Annotated in this window: 12 protein-coding genes; 7 read left to right on the forward strand and 5 right to left on the reverse strand. The window is 34.9% G+C overall.

Annotation, left to right across the window (positions count from 1 at the left end; genetic code table 11):
* Both ACMUMJ_RS16160 and gmd read right to left on the reverse strand, forming a co-directional pair.
* The coding region (locus ACMUMJ_RS16160; protein ID WP_414679882.1) for a DUF4214 domain-containing protein at positions 1-1,054 on the reverse strand (1,054 nt) is incomplete at its 3' end.
* 602 nt (positions 1,055-1,656) lie between these two features.
* The gene (gene gmd / locus ACMUMJ_RS16165) at positions 1,657-2,637 is read right to left on the reverse strand and encodes a GDP-mannose 4,6-dehydratase (RefSeq protein WP_527195828.1); all 981 of its coding nucleotides are present in this window, start codon (positions 2,635-2,637) and stop codon (positions 1,657-1,659) included.
* Between the two features lie 218 nt (positions 2,638-2,855).
* On the opposite strand from gmd, the gene ACMUMJ_RS16170 reads away from it, so the two are divergent.
* The 5 genes from ACMUMJ_RS16170 to ACMUMJ_RS16190 all read left to right on the forward strand — a co-directional run bounded on the left by ACMUMJ_RS16170 (position 2,856) and on the right by ACMUMJ_RS16190 (position 9,478).
* Entirely contained in the window at positions 2,856-4,265 is a 1,410-nt protein-coding gene (locus ACMUMJ_RS16170) for a mannose-1-phosphate guanylyltransferase/mannose-6-phosphate isomerase (protein WP_414679883.1), read from the forward strand.
* Between the two features lie 74 nt (positions 4,266-4,339).
* Positions 4,340-5,140, forward strand: coding sequence for an ABC transporter permease (locus tag ACMUMJ_RS16175; protein WP_414679884.1), 801 nt, complete (start codon positions 4,340-4,342; stop codon positions 5,138-5,140).
* Positions 5,137-6,366, forward strand: a complete 1,230-nt coding sequence (locus ACMUMJ_RS16180; RefSeq protein WP_414679885.1) for an ABC transporter ATP-binding protein — start codon at positions 5,137-5,139, stop codon at positions 6,364-6,366. Before ACMUMJ_RS16175 ends, ACMUMJ_RS16180 begins: the two co-directional genes overlap by 4 nt.
* 1 nt (position 6,367) lies before the next feature.
* The gene (locus tag ACMUMJ_RS16185; protein ID WP_414679886.1) at positions 6,368-8,479 is read left to right on the forward strand and encodes a carbamoyltransferase C-terminal domain-containing protein; all 2,112 of its coding nucleotides are present in this window, start codon (positions 6,368-6,370) and stop codon (positions 8,477-8,479) included.
* Between the two features lie 42 nt (positions 8,480-8,521).
* Positions 8,522-9,478 carry a GDP-mannose 4,6-dehydratase gene (locus ACMUMJ_RS16190; protein ID WP_414679887.1) on the forward strand — a complete coding sequence of 319 codons (957 nt, stop codon included), beginning with the start codon at positions 8,522-8,524 and terminating at the stop codon, positions 9,476-9,478.
* Positions 9,479-9,652: 174 nt separating this feature from the next.
* Here the strand turns inward: ACMUMJ_RS16190 and ACMUMJ_RS16195 are convergent, their stop codons facing one another.
* Both ACMUMJ_RS16195 and ACMUMJ_RS16200 read right to left on the reverse strand, forming a co-directional pair.
* On the reverse strand, positions 9,653-12,253 hold the full coding sequence (locus ACMUMJ_RS16195; protein ID WP_414679888.1) for a glycosyltransferase family 4 protein: 2,601 nt from the start codon (positions 12,251-12,253) through the stop codon (positions 9,653-9,655).
* A gap of 613 nt (positions 12,254-12,866) precedes the next feature.
* Positions 12,867-13,088, reverse strand: coding sequence for a hypothetical protein (locus ACMUMJ_RS16200; protein WP_414679889.1), 222 nt, complete (start codon positions 13,086-13,088; stop codon positions 12,867-12,869).
* Between the two features lie 600 nt (positions 13,089-13,688).
* On the opposite strand from ACMUMJ_RS16200, the gene ACMUMJ_RS16205 reads away from it, so the two are divergent.
* On the forward strand, positions 13,689-14,300 hold the full coding sequence (locus tag ACMUMJ_RS16205) for a recombinase family protein (protein ID WP_414679890.1): 612 nt from the start codon (positions 13,689-13,691) through the stop codon (positions 14,298-14,300).
* A 15-nt stretch (positions 14,301-14,315) separates the two neighbouring features.
* Here ACMUMJ_RS16205 and ACMUMJ_RS16210 read toward each other — a convergent pair whose 3' ends face one another.
* Positions 14,316-15,134: a replication initiation protein gene (locus tag ACMUMJ_RS16210; protein WP_414679891.1), complete on the reverse strand. Its 819-nt coding sequence runs from the start codon at positions 15,132-15,134 to the stop codon at positions 14,316-14,318.
* Between the two features lie 1,184 nt (positions 15,135-16,318).
* On the opposite strand from ACMUMJ_RS16210, the gene ACMUMJ_RS16215 reads away from it, so the two are divergent.
* Positions 16,319-17,581, forward strand: coding sequence for a hypothetical protein (locus ACMUMJ_RS16215; RefSeq protein ID WP_414679892.1), 1,263 nt, complete (start codon positions 16,319-16,321; stop codon positions 17,579-17,581).
* Positions 17,582-17,957: the final 376 nt, after the last annotated feature.

Below are 17,957 nucleotides of genomic sequence, written 5' to 3' on the forward strand. Positions count from 1 at the left end.
CTAAGTCAAAAACCATGTTTTCAAGCGGAGCAGTCGTACCGGATGCTTGTGCACCATCTGCAACTTGAATCGTTACGCTTGCACTGCCAACGGTTACATCTGGAGCCGCTTTTAAATCTTGTTCGTTGAAATACACTTCAAAATCAGAGAATTGTTGCGTGTCTTTCATTTCAAGAAAGATGTCGTTCGTAATTTGAGTCGGTGTAATGTCTACATTTTGAATGACCAAATCGTTTCTTGAAGAATCGGATGCGTATTTGGTTTCGCCTGTAATGTGGTCTGCATCCAGTGTTATCGCTTCTAGTGCTTGAATACGCACTTCTTCAACGTTGTTTAAACGAGGAATAGGAGCGAGAGTATTACTATCAGTATCAACGACGCTGTCACTGATCATAGTGGAGATTAAAGTATCGTAACCGTCTTTACCGTCAACCACATCACCAGAAGCTAAGGCATTAGATACCGCACCTAATGTGTTCTGACCGACATCAGCGAAAAATGTGTTGTTGCTGTCTGTGCCAGTGACATTATCACGACCTTCAGTCAGAGTATAAGAATCACCTGGGAATAACGCTGCAGTTGCTGAAATAGACGCGGCCAGTGAGACAGGAGTCGCGTCAACGCTATCAATAGCGGCTATGGCTGTTGCAGTTGTAAAGTTATTTCCTGCTGCTGCGGTGTAAGTAAGAGCAGCAGCGGTTTTGTTCGCAAGAGCAACCTTGTCTGCATCTCTAGAGGCATCAATGAATATAAGAGGTAGTTGATCGATAGGAACAGCACTGCCTACACCTGTAGACCAGTATGCAAGACCTTCCGCTTCTGGCGCGCGCTCGAACATGCGTTGGTAAAGTGCAGAGACGACTTCTTCACGAGTCAGTCCATCAACCAGAGCTTGGTACTCTGGTTGTTCTTGTACTAAGTTAGCTCGCATGCCATCAAGCGTAATTGCACCGCTATTAATTTGTGCTTCCCAGTAGGTAGCACCGACTTGATCTGCTGCGCGACCTAAAAGACCGATATATATTTGTTGAACTTGTTCAGCTACGGTAGCCATATTAATATTATCTCCATTATACAAAAAATTGTCGAATCGACCGAGGTTTCCCCGTCTTATAGTGCTTAGCACCGAACCCGTCGGTTCACAATCTTACGATTGCACGGGTACCCTTTCGCCAAAAGGAATAATACATTAATTTTTAACGAATACTATACAAATTACATTTTGATAAATGTTTTTATTGCAAGCATTTTTTAATGTATTTCTTCATTTTAACAATACGGCTGAAGAAAAAGCTCCAGCTTTTATATTATCTAGCATATAGCACGATTAGCCTAGTCTATATAAGACTTTATTAAGATAATATTGGTTTTTTTCAGTATATTAGACAGATTGTTTAAGTTTTATGTAAAGGAATCAATTTTTAGACGGTTATTTATACTTTTTCTAAAAGTAAGCTCAGAGAAAATCCATATTTTGAAGACTGCAATTGCTAATAATGGATTTTTTTCGCTTCTTAAGCGACTTCTCTTAAAAAGAGAGGTTTGAATGTTTTTTAGGATTGAGAAAAGATTGATTTAGGTTATCTATAATGATGGACGACGTCTAAAGTAGTCCATCATGGATTCAGCTAAATAGCGTGAGTTTTTCTTGTACTTTTACTGAGATGACAGTTGTTTTAGGTCGGCTTCTACCATTTCTACGATCATTTCTTCTAGAGTTGTTGTTGCACTCCAACCTAGCTTCTCTTGCGCTTTTGCTGGGTTACCTAACAAGACATCGACTTCTGCTGGGCGAAAAAACTCTGGGTCGATAGTGACATAGTCATCCATATTCAAACCGACGTGTTCAAAAGCGATTTTGCACATATCACGGACTGTTGTTGTACGACCGGTTGCAATAACAAAGTCGTCAGGAGTATCTTGCTGCAGCATCAACCACATTGCTTTTACGTAATCTTGAGCATGTCCCCAATCACGTTTTGCATCGATATTGCCTAAACGAAGTTCGTTTTGTAGACCTAACTTGATGCGAGCAACGGCATCCGTGACTTTACGAGTAACAAACTCTAAACCACGTAACGGTGATTCATGGTTGAATAATATGCCACTGCAAGCGTATAAATTAAAACTTTCTCGATAGTTGACTGTCATCCAATGAGCATAGAGCTTAGCAACCGCATAAGGTGAGCGTGGGTAAAATGGAGTCGCTTCAGATTGCATTGGTTCTTGAATTAAACCATACATTTCAGAGGTTGAAGCTTGGTATAAACGTGCGTTGGGGGAAACTAAACGCATTGCTTCTAATACGTTTGCAGCGCCTAATCCCGTCACTTGCCCTGTCAATAAAGGCTGTGCCCAAGATGTTTGAACAAAAGATTGAGCGGCCAGATTATAAATTTCATCGGGTTGGTGCTTCGTTAATATTCGTATAAGACTGGATAAGTCCACTAAATCACAATCTTCTAACGTAACTTGATCTGTAATGCCAAGCCAGTTAAGGCGCCAAAAGTTGGCGCCATTAGAGCTACGTCGTGGATTGGCCCCAACGACTTTGTAACCTTTATCAAGTAATAGTTTTGCTAGATATGCACCATCTTGCCCCGTAATGCCTGTAATGAACGCTGTTTTAATGCTCATAATACCTATTAAGCCTATGAAGAGTTTAAAAATGGCGAGACTATAACATAAAGTAACTCAGGTTAAAGAATTGCGTGCTTATGATCCTTAGCATTAACTTGCAAATCGTCCATGATTAACTTTGATCAATTGGGTGGTGATGGTAATATGCGGACCATTTAAAATGACTTATTACTTTTTTAATTCAGAGCTAAAATTCTTAAAAGGAAAGGATATACATGTTTATACCTGCAATAATGGCTGGCGGTGCTGGAACTAGGTTGTGGCCCCTTTCTCGTAAAGAATTCCCTAAACAATTTTTAAACCTAACGTCTGATCAAAGCATGTTGCAACAGACGTTAGCGCGTTTAGAAGGGACGGGTCATAGTAATCCTATTTTATTGGCTAGTGAAAAACACAGATTTTTGGTCGCTGAACAATTGAGACTGTCTAATGTAGCAACAAGCCAAATAGTTCTCGAGCCATTTGGAAGGAATACTGCTCCAGCTATTGCTATAGCAACATTTATGGCAGCGAGTGAATCACCCGATAATATTTTATTGGTGTTGTCCGCTGATCATAATGTGGCCGATGTTGCCGGTTTTCAAAAAGCCATTCTCAAGGCTCAAGCGCTTGCTGAGAATGATTACTTAGTCACTTTTGGAATTGTACCTGATACACCTGAAACTGGTTATGGTTATATTAAATGTGGCGACCCTATTGATGATAATGGTCAACGCGTTTCTGCTTTTGTTGAAAAACCGGATCTCGCTACTGCACAGCGTTATTTAGATGATGGAAAGCATTTATGGAATTCTGGGATGTTTATGTTCAAAGCGAATGTGTTTTTGGAGGAATTGAAAAAATATCAACCTGATGTTTTTGATTATTGCCAGAGCGCGTTTAACAACATGCAATCTGATCATGACTTTCATCGTATCCCTGAGGACATTTTTGAGAAATGTCCAGACATTTCTGTTGACTATGCTGTTATGGAGCAAACTGCCTCAGCGGCAGTTGTTTCATTAGACGTTGGATGGAGTGATATTGGTAGCTGGGACGCTTTAAGCAAGGTATTACAGAAAGATGAAAATGGTAATAACTTACGCGGTGATGCTATTGCGCTTAATACTAAAAATACACTTATTTTTTCTGAAAACCGTTTAATCAGCACAATAGGTGTGCAGGATTTAGTCATTGTAGAAACAAAAGACGCTGTGCTTGTTTCTCATAAAGACCATGTACAAGATGTAAAAGAAGTCGTTTCTACATTACGTAAAAATGACCGGAATGAAGCCGATAGTCATCGACAAGTCTATCGTCCTTGGGGACATTATGACTCGATTGATAATGGTAAACGCTATCAAGTAAAGCGTATTTTTGTTGAACCTGGTGCAAAATTATCGGTGCAGATGCATCATCATCGATCTGAACATTGGGTGGTCGTTTCAGGTACTGCTAATGTGTATTGCAATGGTGAAAAAAAGCTTCTTACTGAAAACCAATCTGTTTATATCCCTATTGGTGCAATTCACTCTCTTGAAAACCCAGGGAAAATTCCATTAGAAGTTATTGAAGTTCAATCTGGATCTTATCTAGGCGAAGATGATATCGAGCGGTTTGAAGACCGCTATGGTCGTGTCGATTAGTTATGTTTTCACAAAATTTCATAGTACCTCTTTCTTTAATAGAGATTTATTAAATTATCTATAGGCCATTTTCTATGTTGGCAATAATGCACAGCTTATTTTTATATAGGCATTTTATATTAAGTTCTATCCGTAATGAATTAGTGACTAAATTCGTACGTAGCAAACTAGGTGGTTTATGGATAATTATTAACCCTTTAAGCCAAGTGGCTATCTACGCACTGATTTTATCTAATGTACTTGCTGCGAAGCTACCAAACATAGAAAGCACGTATGCTTATGCAATCTATCTGATGGCCGGTTTATTGGCGTGGAATTTATTCAATGAAATACTAGGGCGATGTCTAAATTTATTTATTGAAAACGGTAATTTAATGAAGAAAATGAGTTTTCCGAAAATTACTTTACCCACTATAGTGTTAGGTTCATCAGTATTGAATAATGCATTGCTATTTATAGCTATGATGTTCATTTTCGCTATTCTTGGCCATAGCTTTAATTGGGTTTTGTTGTGGCTCATCCCTCTGACATTGCTTTTAGCCACATTCTCCTTAAGTTTTGGGCTTATTTTAGGTATATTTAATGTTTTTTTGCGTGATATAGGTCAAATCATACCTATTGTTTTACAAGTATGGTTTTGGTTTACTCCCATTGTTTATCCGATCAGTATTATCCCTGAAAAATATCATCAGCTATTAATGATACTCAACCCAATGTACCCGATCACTAGTGCTTATCAAACCATTATTGTGTATGGGAAAACGCCTGAACTAAAAAATGGATTAGTTATCATCACTATTATTTCCTTAGCTCTACTTATATTAAGTCTGTTTTTATTTCGTCGAGCAACAGAAGAAATGGTCGATGTATTATGAATTTAATTACGATAGAAAACCTTGGTAAAGCGTTTGTTTCTTATTCATCAGAGCTTCATCGATTTGCTCGTTGGTTCGGCTTAAAAAGTAGCAAAGCTCAAGAAAAATGGGTACTAAAAGACATTAGTTTCACTGTTGGTGCAGGTGAAGCGGTTGGTATTATTGGTCAAAATGGCGCGGGTAAAAGTACCTTACTAAAAATGATTACCCACACGCTAAAGCCTTCACAAGGAAACATTCAAATAAATGGACGTGTAGCAGCCATTTTAGAATTAGGTATGGGTTTTAATGCTGATCTAACAGGTCGCCAAAATGTGTTGCACTCTGCAGGGTTAATGGGGTTTTCTTCACAAGAAATTAATGGGGTAATGTCTGAGATTGAAGAATTTGCAGAGATTGGTCACTATTTTGATGAACCAACACGTATTTACTCAAGTGGTATGCAAATGCGTGTGGCTTTTGCTGTGGCAACTGCATTTAGACCTGATGTATTAATTGTTGATGAGGCTCTTTCTGTTGGCGACACATACTTTCAACATAAAAGTTTTAAGAAAATTAAAGAGTTTCAAGATTTAGGAACGACCTTACTGATTGTTTCTCATGATAAAAATGCCATTCAAAAGTTATGTCATCGTGCTATTTTAATAGATCAGGGAGGTGTGATTAAAGATGGGCCACCGGAAGAAATTTTTGATCTTTATAATGCAATTATTGCTAAAAAAGAAGATCAAAACATTGAACAATTTTTGACCAGCGATGGGAAACTAAAAACGGTTTCTGGTAATGGTAAGGCAATTATTACGTCTTCTAAACTTTATTATCAAGGTCAAGAAACAGATACAGTGTATGTTAATGCACCAATTACTATCTGTGTAGACACAGAAATAATTGATGACATTCCTTCCCTAGTGATGGGCTATGCAATTAAAGACCGCTTGGGTCAAGTGTGTTACGGAACAAACACCTGGTATACGAACCAATCCTTAGAATCCCCTAATATTGGTGAAACACATCAATTTAATATTCATTTTTTGGCTAATTTAGGCGTAGGAAGTTATTCTGTTTCTATCGCATTACATAGTCAGGAAACACATTTAGCGGATAACTACGATTGGCAAGACCTGTCTCTTGTTTTTAATGTGGTTAATGCTGATAAGGATTCGTTTCAAGGGTGTAATTGGTTAGACCAAAATATAACAATAGCGCATAAAAGCACGAGTTTATAACATGACTGTTGAATTCAATATTCCCTACGTACCAGAAAATTCCATTCTTGGCTTAAGTTATAGTGGAATGCATGATTCTGCTATTGCTATTGTCTCTTCAGCCGGAGAGACAATTTTTGCAGTCTCTCTAGAAAGAATCTCCAGAATTAAGCAAGATGGTCGTTATCCTAAATTATTACTCAATCAAGTACCTTGGGAGAAAATTGACAAAATTGCTTTATCCGTTGAGCAAAGTTATCAATGCGACATTACGAAAGAAAGTATATATCACCCTTCTCCATTAGATAAATATAACTATGTTGATCGAGCTCATAATGACCCGTTCTACCAGCATTTAAAATCATTGAATAAAGATCTTTATTTTGTTCCTCATCATTTAAGTCATGCTTCATCAGCATTTTGGCTTAGTGATTTTGATAATGCATTGTGCTTTGTATACGATGGGGGCATGGCAAATGAAGAATGGTTTGGTGGATTATATCAGGCAAGTAGAACAGAGAATATTCAACCTATTGACCAATTCGGCGCTCAACGTTACGCAAATGTCACACATGTATATACTGCAGTTACTGCTGTTTTAGGTTTCTCACCGCTAAAACATGAAGGTAAGATTACTGGTTTAGCGGCTTATGGAAAAGATAATAAACATTGCGATACTATACTTACTCGTTGGCTGTTAGAACCGAGATATCTAGATAATTTACTGTACTGGGAGCATATGTATAGTGCTGTCGATACTCCACGATTAAAAGCAAGTCTGAAAAAAATAGCCCAGTTAAAGCAGGAATTAGGAGATGTTAGTCGAGAAGATTTGGCATTTTCGGTACAAAAGCTTGCAGAACATCATGTATTGGAAATTTTGATCAATTGGCAAAAAGATACAGGAGAAGGCTTTAATAATATTTGCCTTTCTGGAGGGTTATTTGCCAATGTAAAAATTAATCAACGCGTGAGTGAATTGGGGTTCAAAAACGTATTCGTTTCTCCGCCCATGTCTGACGATGGAACCGCTTTAGGTGCTGCCTTACAAATTGCATCGGAAGGTAAGGATTTTTCACCTAAACGTGTCGATCATGTCTTCTTAGGCCCTGTTTCTTCATCTGCAGAAATTGATGGATTAATAAAAGAGAAAGGGGTTCATACTCTCAAATTAGATGAGACACAAAGTGCATCTGATACCATTGCTAAACTCTTAAATGACGGTGCTATTGTTGCAGTATATCAAGGTTGTTCTGAGTTTGGACCTAGAGCGTTAGGTAACCGATCAATCTTAGCTAATGCTAATGATCCTGATATAAACCGCAGTTTAAATGAAAGGCTAAATCGAACGGACTTTATGCCATTTGCACCTATGTGCTTGAAAGACGATGCACATTTGTATTTTGAGGATGTTGAAAAAGTAGAACATGCTGCGCAATTTATGACTGTTACTCTTAATTGTAGTGAGAAAATGAAGCAGCTTTGCCCAGCCGTTGTACACTGTGATAACACCGCTAGACCGCAGTTAGTAACACAGACAGCAAACCCTTTTATATTTGATGTGCTAACAACGTATAAAGCAATGAGTGGCAAACCTGCTATTGTAAATACGTCATTTAATGTACATGAAGAGCCTATTATTTGCTCTGCTGAAGACGCGCTTAAGGGTTTTTTTGAGTCTGGATTAGATTATTTATATATCCAAGGCCATATAATTTCCTTAAAAGATAACAAGTTATTAGAAAATCAGTATTTAAAGAAAAAAATATCGAATATGCGATATCAAATTAATACTCATAAGAAGAGTATTTCTACTCATTATGATGAAATAAGTTCAGCTCATAATGAAATAAAAGAACAAAAAGAATTAATTGATATAAGAGATCAAGAAAAAAATCAACTGCTTTTTGAAAAAGATCAACTGCTCTTTGAAAAAGACCAACTATTTCACGAACGAGAAATGTTATCTTTAAAAAATAAGAAAATAAATCAAGATCTCGATGAATCGATTAGAAATAATCAGCTACTAAACCAGAAAGTAATAGATAGAGATCATACGATTAGCGATATTTTAAATAGTACATCTTGGAAGATAACGACGCCATTACGAGCTATTTTTAGTTTATTTAAATAACCCATGGCTTTACAGGTTAGAACCATCAGAGAACCATTATTAATGAAAGATGTTATTTTAGTAACAGGCGCCACTGGTTTTGTTGGCTCTGTTCTATTACCAAAACTAGCCGCGCAATTTCCTAATGCTCACATTGTTGGATTATCATATAGACATAAAATGATAAGTGCATCCTCAAAAATCACTTACTATTCCTGTAACTTAAAAGATAAAATACAAGTAAATCAGTTAATTAGAGAAATAAGACCTAGCTATGTCATTAATTTGGCTGCAATTTCTCATATACCAACTGCATTGAATGATCCAGATTTAACGTGGGACATTAATTTACATGGTGTATTAAACTTACTCAATGCATTAGTAGAAATAGAGGTAACATGCACTTTTTTACAAGTTGGCTCAGGTGATTGTTACGGACAATCCTTTTCTAATGGAGAAAGAGTTAATGAAAAGACTCCTTTTATGCCGATGAACCCATATGCTGCAAGTAAAGCTGCTGCCGACCTTGCCGCTTTTTCTTACAGACATCAAGGAAAATTGAAAATCATTCGTGCTAGACCTTTTAATCACAGTGGAGCAGGACAATCAGACAAATTTGTAATTCCTTCATTCGCTAACCAAATTGTCCGCATAGAAAAAGGCTTACAAAAAGCAGAGCTAATGGTCGGTAACTTAAATGCTAAACGTTGCTTTTTACATGTGGATGATGTCGTTGATGCTTATATAGCACTACTTCTGAACCACCAAGATATCGCATCAGGAGAAGCATTTAATATTGTCTCTGATGAATCAATTTCTATCAAATCTGTGCTAGATAAATTATTAGATAAATCAGATAAGACGATTGATATTTTTAACGATCCAGAAAAACAAAGACCTAGCGATATCTCAAAGGTAGAGGGTTGTGCATACAAACTAAAAAAAGCCACACACTGGGAACCTAAAATAACACTCGATCATCTATTAAACGATGTACTCACTTATTTTAGAGAGAAATGAAAGCACTATTGATCCTATAACGATTCTTCTCTGAAGAATTACATTAAAACAAGAATCACTCGGTGAATTTTATGAAACCTCGTCAGACAAAGATCGAACAATGAAAGGCTTAAAAATGTTTCAGGGGCGGATCACTAAACTAGGCGATGTAAACTAGCTTAGTGATCAATAAATTTATTTTATAACAATCGAATTATTGAATTTTTCATTCACTTGATTTGCAATAAACAAGCTCTTATGACGATTTGCTATAACAGACCAGTCATGATTTAACAGCCATTTTTCTCTTTTAAGTAACAGCTCGTCATAATAACCTGACCCATACCGTTCAGAAAAATCACTCAAGAATAGCTCTATATGATCAGAACTATATCCTTCTAAAGAATGGGTGATGTCTCTAACTTCATCAAATATAGGAGCAGGTGTTGTTGCCACATGATGACAACTAACAATTGCATTACGTACTGCTCCACTACAAGACTCTAAAGTAAACTGATATGGTAATATTATAGTATGACAATTTGATAAAATACTTTCACACTCTTCAATCGGTAAAAAATCAGAGAACCATTCTACATTTTCGTTTAAACCTAGCTCTGTTACTAAGTTTTCGCATCGGCTTTTTTCATTAAAAGATACTCCATCAGAACGCACAGCGTTTACCAGCTTTAAACGGCTACCTGCTGGTATTTTTTTCGATTTTAGAGCAGAAGAAAACCCTTTAATTAAAAGCTCAATCCCTTTATGAGGAAGTAAGAAACCAAAACAACCAACAATTAATGGGCTTTCTTTTCCTTTTTTAATTTCCTTTGATAAAGGCTTTCTTATCCCCTGTGGCATTAACATGACATTATCGACTAATCCTAACCTCTTTAATGTATTTAAGTCATCTACGGCATGCACAAGTATTCGAGTAAATAAAGCAAGGCATTTAATTGCTATTTGTAAACTGGGTTTTTCATAAGAAAGTAAAGGTCTAGTTGTATGTAGAGTAATATAAGTAAGTTTACCTTGGTCATTTTGATATTCTATCCCTTCAGCAAGTTTTTGAGTAAGGCCATAAAAAGCAAAATGATGTTGTATCCACAATATTTGCCCTTCAAGTTTTAAACTCTTTAAATCAGGCCCTTCACTACCATAAAACCAACTTTCTTTAATCGAAAGTAGCTCATCCAAATTACTGGAAAATAGTCGTCTTTTTATAGGATGATGAATTTCTATAGAATTATTATCAGATAACATGGAATTAATTAAATATTGACTGTATTCTGCAATACCACACTCTTCACCCCACGTAGAAAATAAATTTATTTTAAGTTTTTTTACAAGATGACCATTATCATCATGGAATTCATTAATATCTTTATGTTGTTGAATATTATATATCCCGGATAAAAATCGTTGAACTGACGTTTTACTAAAAAAAGTTTCTTGAACAACTTCATGTAGTTTTTCAGATCTTTCTTTAACAGAGGGATCACCCTTCTTAATCTTCGTTGATAATACAGTAAGTATTTCAGACAATTTAGGAACACTAACCTCCGTCCACACGGAATCAGTATCAGTCAAGTGAGTATCTGAATTTGAGAAGCGATAATCCAAAAGATAAGAGTTGTTTTTATCAACAAAATCCATATGTGCACCGTATCCAGTAACAATCAAAGGCTTTTTATAAACTCCCGCTTCAATAGCAGGTAAATTTAAGCCCTCTCCTCTTGTCGGTAACACTACGGCATCTGAAGCTTGATAAAGCAATGACATTTCATGGGAAGTCATATCACTTTCAATAATTTCCACTCTTTCTTGTAAACTAGAGCGTACATATTTCTGAATCCAAGTGTGAATTTTATTATGTGGATTAGGAAAAGTTTTAATGACTAAATGAATATCCTTATCTTTCTCTGCTGCAAGGTCGAATGCTTTTAATAATAGGTCAACGCCTTTTCTAGGAAAACAAGATGACACATGTAGAAATGTCACTTTCTTAGATTTTTTAGCAATTTTGAGCGTATTATTAGGATACGCTTCTATAGGAAGAGGCACTATTTGAATAGGTAATACACATCCACTGTCCTCCAATACTTTTTTAACAAACCAAGTGGCTACTAAAACACCATTGTATTTATCATTTAATTTATTAATAATATCATCAGGAACTTTAGACTCTTCCCAAAAAAATAAGGAAATAGAGGTATCATCATTTATATCAGGAGTAATCAGAGGATAGTGATGGTAAATAGAAATTCTTCTTGATTTTCCAGCAATTTCAGAACCTTCATCATGTAAAATGCTATTCAAGCGAAGAACTTCCTCTTCCCCCTTTGGAGTGCTAAATACTTTAGACGATATTTCACCCTCATATGGTTGAATAAAAATATTAACTTTTGGAAAATCATAGAGAATTCGATTAATAATATTTCGATTGACTGATGCTAAACTATAGCTTCCATCAAAGTGCCCGTTTAATATGATTTTATCAATATCACTTTCTATTTTATTGATTTTATGGATATAATTAGAATGTTTCACACGAAAATAAGAAGGAAATATATCATCATAATCATCTAAATGACCCATGCTTCTTTTTATCTTTACAATTTCTTCAGGTACAGATGAAAGTAATCGAAGCAAAGCATTCTTAACAAAAGGCAATCTATTTATAATTTTAGCAGAAAAATATCTAACTCTAGGGATATTCATTAGGAATCTAATAAAAACCACTAAATTTTCTTTTATTTTTACCTTAACAAAACATATTAAATTATTTTTTTTCATTATAAAAACAAACACCTTTTAATTTTTAAAATATGAAAATTGATATTTTCAATATAAAAAACGATATAAGTATACCAACAATATTTGCCAGCATATCGTAAAAACAAAACCCAGATCCATAGTAATGATCCCAACACTCTTTGATGAATCCGATAAATAATGTAAGTATCAAAGAAAAAAACAATGGCATAAAAATATAACTTACTAACATAATGGCTGCACTATATTTTATATGTAAAATCTTATCCGGTTCTAACATTTTTTTTCTTATTGAGAAAATTAGCATAAATAGTTTATCACTTTTATTAAATTTATATAGTTTTTATAGCTGGTTTAAATATTAAAAATGTTATTTTATTGAAGAATAAAATAATCGTTAAAGAAGTTCACTCTTTCTTTCAATACTTGAAGTATCATGATTGAATTGTAACCCTTTCTCTGCCCAGTTTTTTACCTCACTCTTCAAATAAAGCTCGACTACTGCAATCAAATTTTTTCTTCTGTCAGTCAGCCTAAGCGAGATTTTAAGCCCAGAACAGCAGTATAGCGTTCTAACAAATCTACAGAAACAGTTGATATTAAAACGAAATAACTTTGTTCTGATTCACTAACTCTATCGCCCTATACTTTTTTTACTAAATTTAGCTTTATTAAAAATACCCTGAGTAAGACTTAGTTGATAACGCTCACCGTTATCACTTTCTTTTGCATAATTGATATAGGAGCCCATTGCAGTAAAGAACGCTTGAGGTAATCGTTCACCAAGCGTTTTTCGAGCACAAGCTTTACTTACTTCTACTTGTGCAGATGAGGTTGCACTACTTGAAGCTGACATCAAACACCTTTTTATTCAGTTGCATACTTAAACGTATACTCCCCCGCACAATATTTAAGAATGTGCCCATTCTCAAGCTCCCAAAGTCATCATCATGACAATCAAAATATGAATAATGTGTTTCACTACAACTGGTCACGACACGATCGTAGGTTTGAAGCATGTAAATAGCAGGTACAAGTGCACACACTAACAAACCGACTGAGATAAAAGAAAAGACAGAGTATCAGAGCCTGTAAGATTAGGGTTTTTAGCACTCATGAAATGACGGTCTCGACAAATAGGGCATTATATAAGAAACGTTGTACAAACCTATATTAGGTCAATTAGAGAAAAATAAACGCGCATCGTAACAAAATACGACTCCCATAGGAAAAATACAGATACCAAACTAAAATTTTAAATAATTTTCTAGCGCAAGAACTTAGAAACACTTTGAATCGTAAATTTTCATTTGATGCAGGTACTTATATTTCATTATGTCCGAAAAAAAAGATCGTTTAAACCGACAAAATATACACGGTGAACATTATCTTTAAATCGTGCATTATAGTATGAATTTATCACATAAACGGTTTAATTCGTAAAATAGAGAAATTTATGGCAAATATAGCTTATTTACGAGTATCTACAGATAGACAAGATGTAAATAATCAAAGACATGGAATCCTTGAGTATGCCAATAGTTCTGGTATTAGTGGTTTAACCTTTATTGAAGATACCGCATCAGGACAGGTAAACTGGCGTCAACGTAAACTAGGAACCATACTCAATTCCCTAAATAAGAGAGATATCATTATATTTTCAGAAATTTCACGTATCGCACGCTCTACTTTGCAAGTATTAGAAGTTTTAGAATATTGTATTTCACATGAAATACACGTTCATATAGAAAAACAAAGGATGATATTTGATGGATCAATGCAATCCAAAATCACAGCAACAGTGTTAGGTATCGCAGCTGAGATAGAGCGGGAGTTCATATCTCTTCGAACACGTGAAGCTCTCGCCATCAGAAAAAAGAATGGAATGACCTTAGGCAGGCCAAAAGGACCTGCGATTAGTACAAAGCTAGACAAACACCGTCCTCAAATTCAAGATTTAATCAATAAAAGAGTGAGTAAAAGGAGTATCGCTAAGATTATAGAGTGTGCACCGTCAACCTTATACGATTACATAAAAAGAAAGAAAATGGTTCGTGAAGTCAATTAATAATAACCAAGAAAATTACCAATTCGTATCATCAATATTCATAATAGAAGCCGTTACTTCATCTCTATTGCTTCTATTCTTTTTATCATTCTGCTCTCTTTCAATAAACACGTTTTCTGGTAATTTAGAAGAAAAAGCAAAACAAAGCATATAAATAGACCGTCCCTGTTTTTCCGTTGTAAGGGTAATATTCCAATCTGATTTTCTATTAAGCTCTCTAACAGAAGGAGTTAAAACGCGTTGATTCAGATAGGAAAATCGATCGTATTTTTTACCTAAATCAAAAATTATCCGAAATTCTTCAACTGTTATTTTTAACCAATTATCTGTCAATGGTTTTTGTTCTACTTGACGTAGCAACTCATAGAGACGCACGGTATAAGCGCTGTCGAACTTAGCAACATCAAGCAGATCAATTTGAGTAAACTTAGTCAGCATTCCTGTTAAGTAATGAGATATTTTGTTTCCAAAGCTGATTTTTACAGCGTCAGAAGTGTATTCAGTGCTATCAACCCAATTCATCACCAGTATTTTTTTGGCAGTAGGATTAATAGTAACTTGTCGATTCATCAATTTACGAGAGGCATTCTTCAAATCTCTCCAAGGTTGAGGCGTATTGTAAAGGTTTTCCCATTGCTTAGCCGTAATTTCGACATTGATATTTTGCCCTTCTTTCGGCAGTTTATGAGAATCGATTTTACTAATCGCATGTAATAGTAACCGTTTTTCGAGCAAAGTCATTGTATAGGCAGAACGAACCAGCTCATTATCTTGGACTGCAAGTTTTGATTTTTCATTATCAAGACGAGGATGCATCATATAAATAATTCCCATAAAAGACACATTTAATATAATGGTGTAATTAATATTTCGTCAAGATATTTATATTCAATAGCTCTTTATTTAAAAAATAATCACGACAAATTTGACACCTATAACTCCAAATTTGATCAAAAAAAACCACGACAAATTTGACACCTTTAACTGGGTGTCAACATCTCTTTAACACAAAAATCATTAATTACGCTTAAAATTACCCCATCTTTTTTGCCAAAAACACTTCGAAGTGGCATCAAAAACACTTCCAAATAACACATGAAAAAAGTCAAAAATAGGTCCTAAAATATCTCCATAAACACCTAAAAATAGCAACGACAAATTTGACACCTTTACGACAAATTTGACACCTTTCAACGACAAATTTGATACCTTTCAACGACAAATTTGATACCTTTCAACGACAAATTTGATACCTTTAGGTGTCTACACCCCAGAATACACGTGACTTTCAGCCTCTCTAAAAAGTATTTAAAAAAAGATCTTAAAAAGATATTAAAAAGATATTTGTTGTATTTCATGTCCAATTCCAAAGCAAATGACCCAGTCAAATTATCATTAGATATCAGACAAATCAGGAACTAAACCAACCATCAAAACATGGTTTTTTTTAATCTTATGAATTATTTCTTTCAAATGATCGACGGTTTGTGTTACTTTACGGCAACGATCAGATGATCGACTGTTTCTGTCAATAAAATAAAAAATAAGAAGCTGACATATTTTGTATCTCAAATTAAAGGAAAAAAATTGATGATTTTGAATAAAACCATAAAAATTAAATTTAATTTTCCAATTAGCGATATTAAAAAATAAGATGATCGACGGGTTGTGTAAATTTAAAGAAAATAAGATGATCGACGGGTTGTGTAAATTTAAAGAAAATAAGATGATCGACGGGTTGTGTAAATTTTAAAAAAATAAGATGATCGACGGGTTGTGTAAATTTAAAGAAAATAAGATGATCGACGGGTTATGTAAAATAAAATATTTATTTTTCTCTATCTTTAAGCCCTATCAATGGATAAAATTTAACCATACTTGATCAATTAAAATAACCTGGGAATGAAAACACTTTGTAAAATCCATATAGAGTAAAATCGATATAATAATCCGATTAGAAGCTGTTTTTTTCCTTGAGGCGCCAGCTCTACGCTTCAAAAACTTACGTAAAATAAGTTATGAACGAAAGCACAGACAAAATACAAACAAGTCTAGAAGCAATTAACCAAGATCCACAAATCAACATGATACCCGCTACCGATGGGGAGATTGGTCAATTGATTGTTGCAGAAGCCAATTATGACCGCTGGTCAAACTTTCTTTTTCCTCATTCCAAAAGTAATGACATATACGGAAAAAGAAAACGACAGTGGAATGTTACGCTACCAGATGGCGTTGAAAAGTCTGCTCAGATCGAAGTTATTCCTGCACAGGATGAAAAAAGCTATACCACCAAAAGTTATGACGTATTCCTTGCCGTCACAGAAATCTGGAAGTCAAAAGGAATGACAGATGATATCATGGAGATTCACTTAGGTGACATTGCAAAAATTTTAGACCTAAAAGAGAATGGTCGCGTTGTAAACATGATTATGGAAGAATTGCGTTGTTTGCATGATACAAAAGTGTCTTGGATTTTTTCTTTTCATTCATCCGATACAAAAGAAGATACATACAAAAATCAACGAGTTCTCGATACTTTTGATTACGTTCAAAAATCAGAAAGAAATCATGGAGAAACAAAAACCACCTGCTCCATTCGTCTATCGGAACATATTCGTTTAAATATTAAAAATAAAATTACTATTCCAGTTAACTTTGCTGCTAGGAAAAAAATCCGTTCCAGTATTGCCAAAGCATTGTACAGCCGATTGGATAATTTATTATTCCAAAATCCCTTTTACATAAGAACTGCATTAAGCCTAATAAAAGAGCTGAATATTAAACCTGGTCGGTATCTATACAAGAGTCAACGAAAAAATTTACTACAAACACTTCAGAAAAACCTCAATGGTGCAGAAATGTCCCAAATTGGTTATTTTATCTACGTTGATATTGAAGAAACCCTAGATAAAAAAGACTGGCAATGTATTTTTAGAACAAATTATTCAATGGGACACCTCGAGCACGATAAAGAGTCTGAGAGTGAAAAAAAATTCTCCAGTGATAACCTGGCTCTGTTTAATATAATTGAAAAAGAAATTGGTATTTGTTCAAAATACACAGAGACGTATCAACTTTTATCACTTACCTATGAAGCATCCTTTATTCTAGATATTATTGCTGAGTGGAAAGAAACAACCAGTAACAATACCGCTATTGAAGATAAGAAAAAGTATTTTGTGAATCTAATGCATCACACCGTTCATAAAAAAGGGTTGAATTGGATCACACCATGTGGAAAAAAATGCCAACTCCGACCTGAAAACATGCTTTTTTAATAAATCCTTCTTCGACTAAGAAGGTGATATCTCTAAGTTCATGTTTTTATGCCACCATTTCGCCCTGAGTCTATTCTAATGGGTTTTTAGAAATTTCGTATGATTACCATGTTTTTTTGTTAATGACTTCCTGAGGCTTCATAGGGCCTGTAGATGACGTTAATTCATCAACCATAGATCATTGCGTTTCAAACAAGAAGCGTTATGTGATGTTTCTACCGTTTCTGTTTTTTCTTTGAAAATAGTAGTAATAAAACCCGTGGTGCATTTAGGAAATTACAATTTTCAAATTGTTTATTTTGTTCCCTTCTAAATGATTAAACCACTGAATAATAGTCAGTGCGGCTATTTTTGTGACTATTCTTCGACTTATTCC

The organism is Marinomonas phycocola (genome assembly GCF_047525455.1).
Lineage (GTDB): Bacteria > Pseudomonadota > Gammaproteobacteria > Pseudomonadales > Marinomonadaceae > Marinomonas.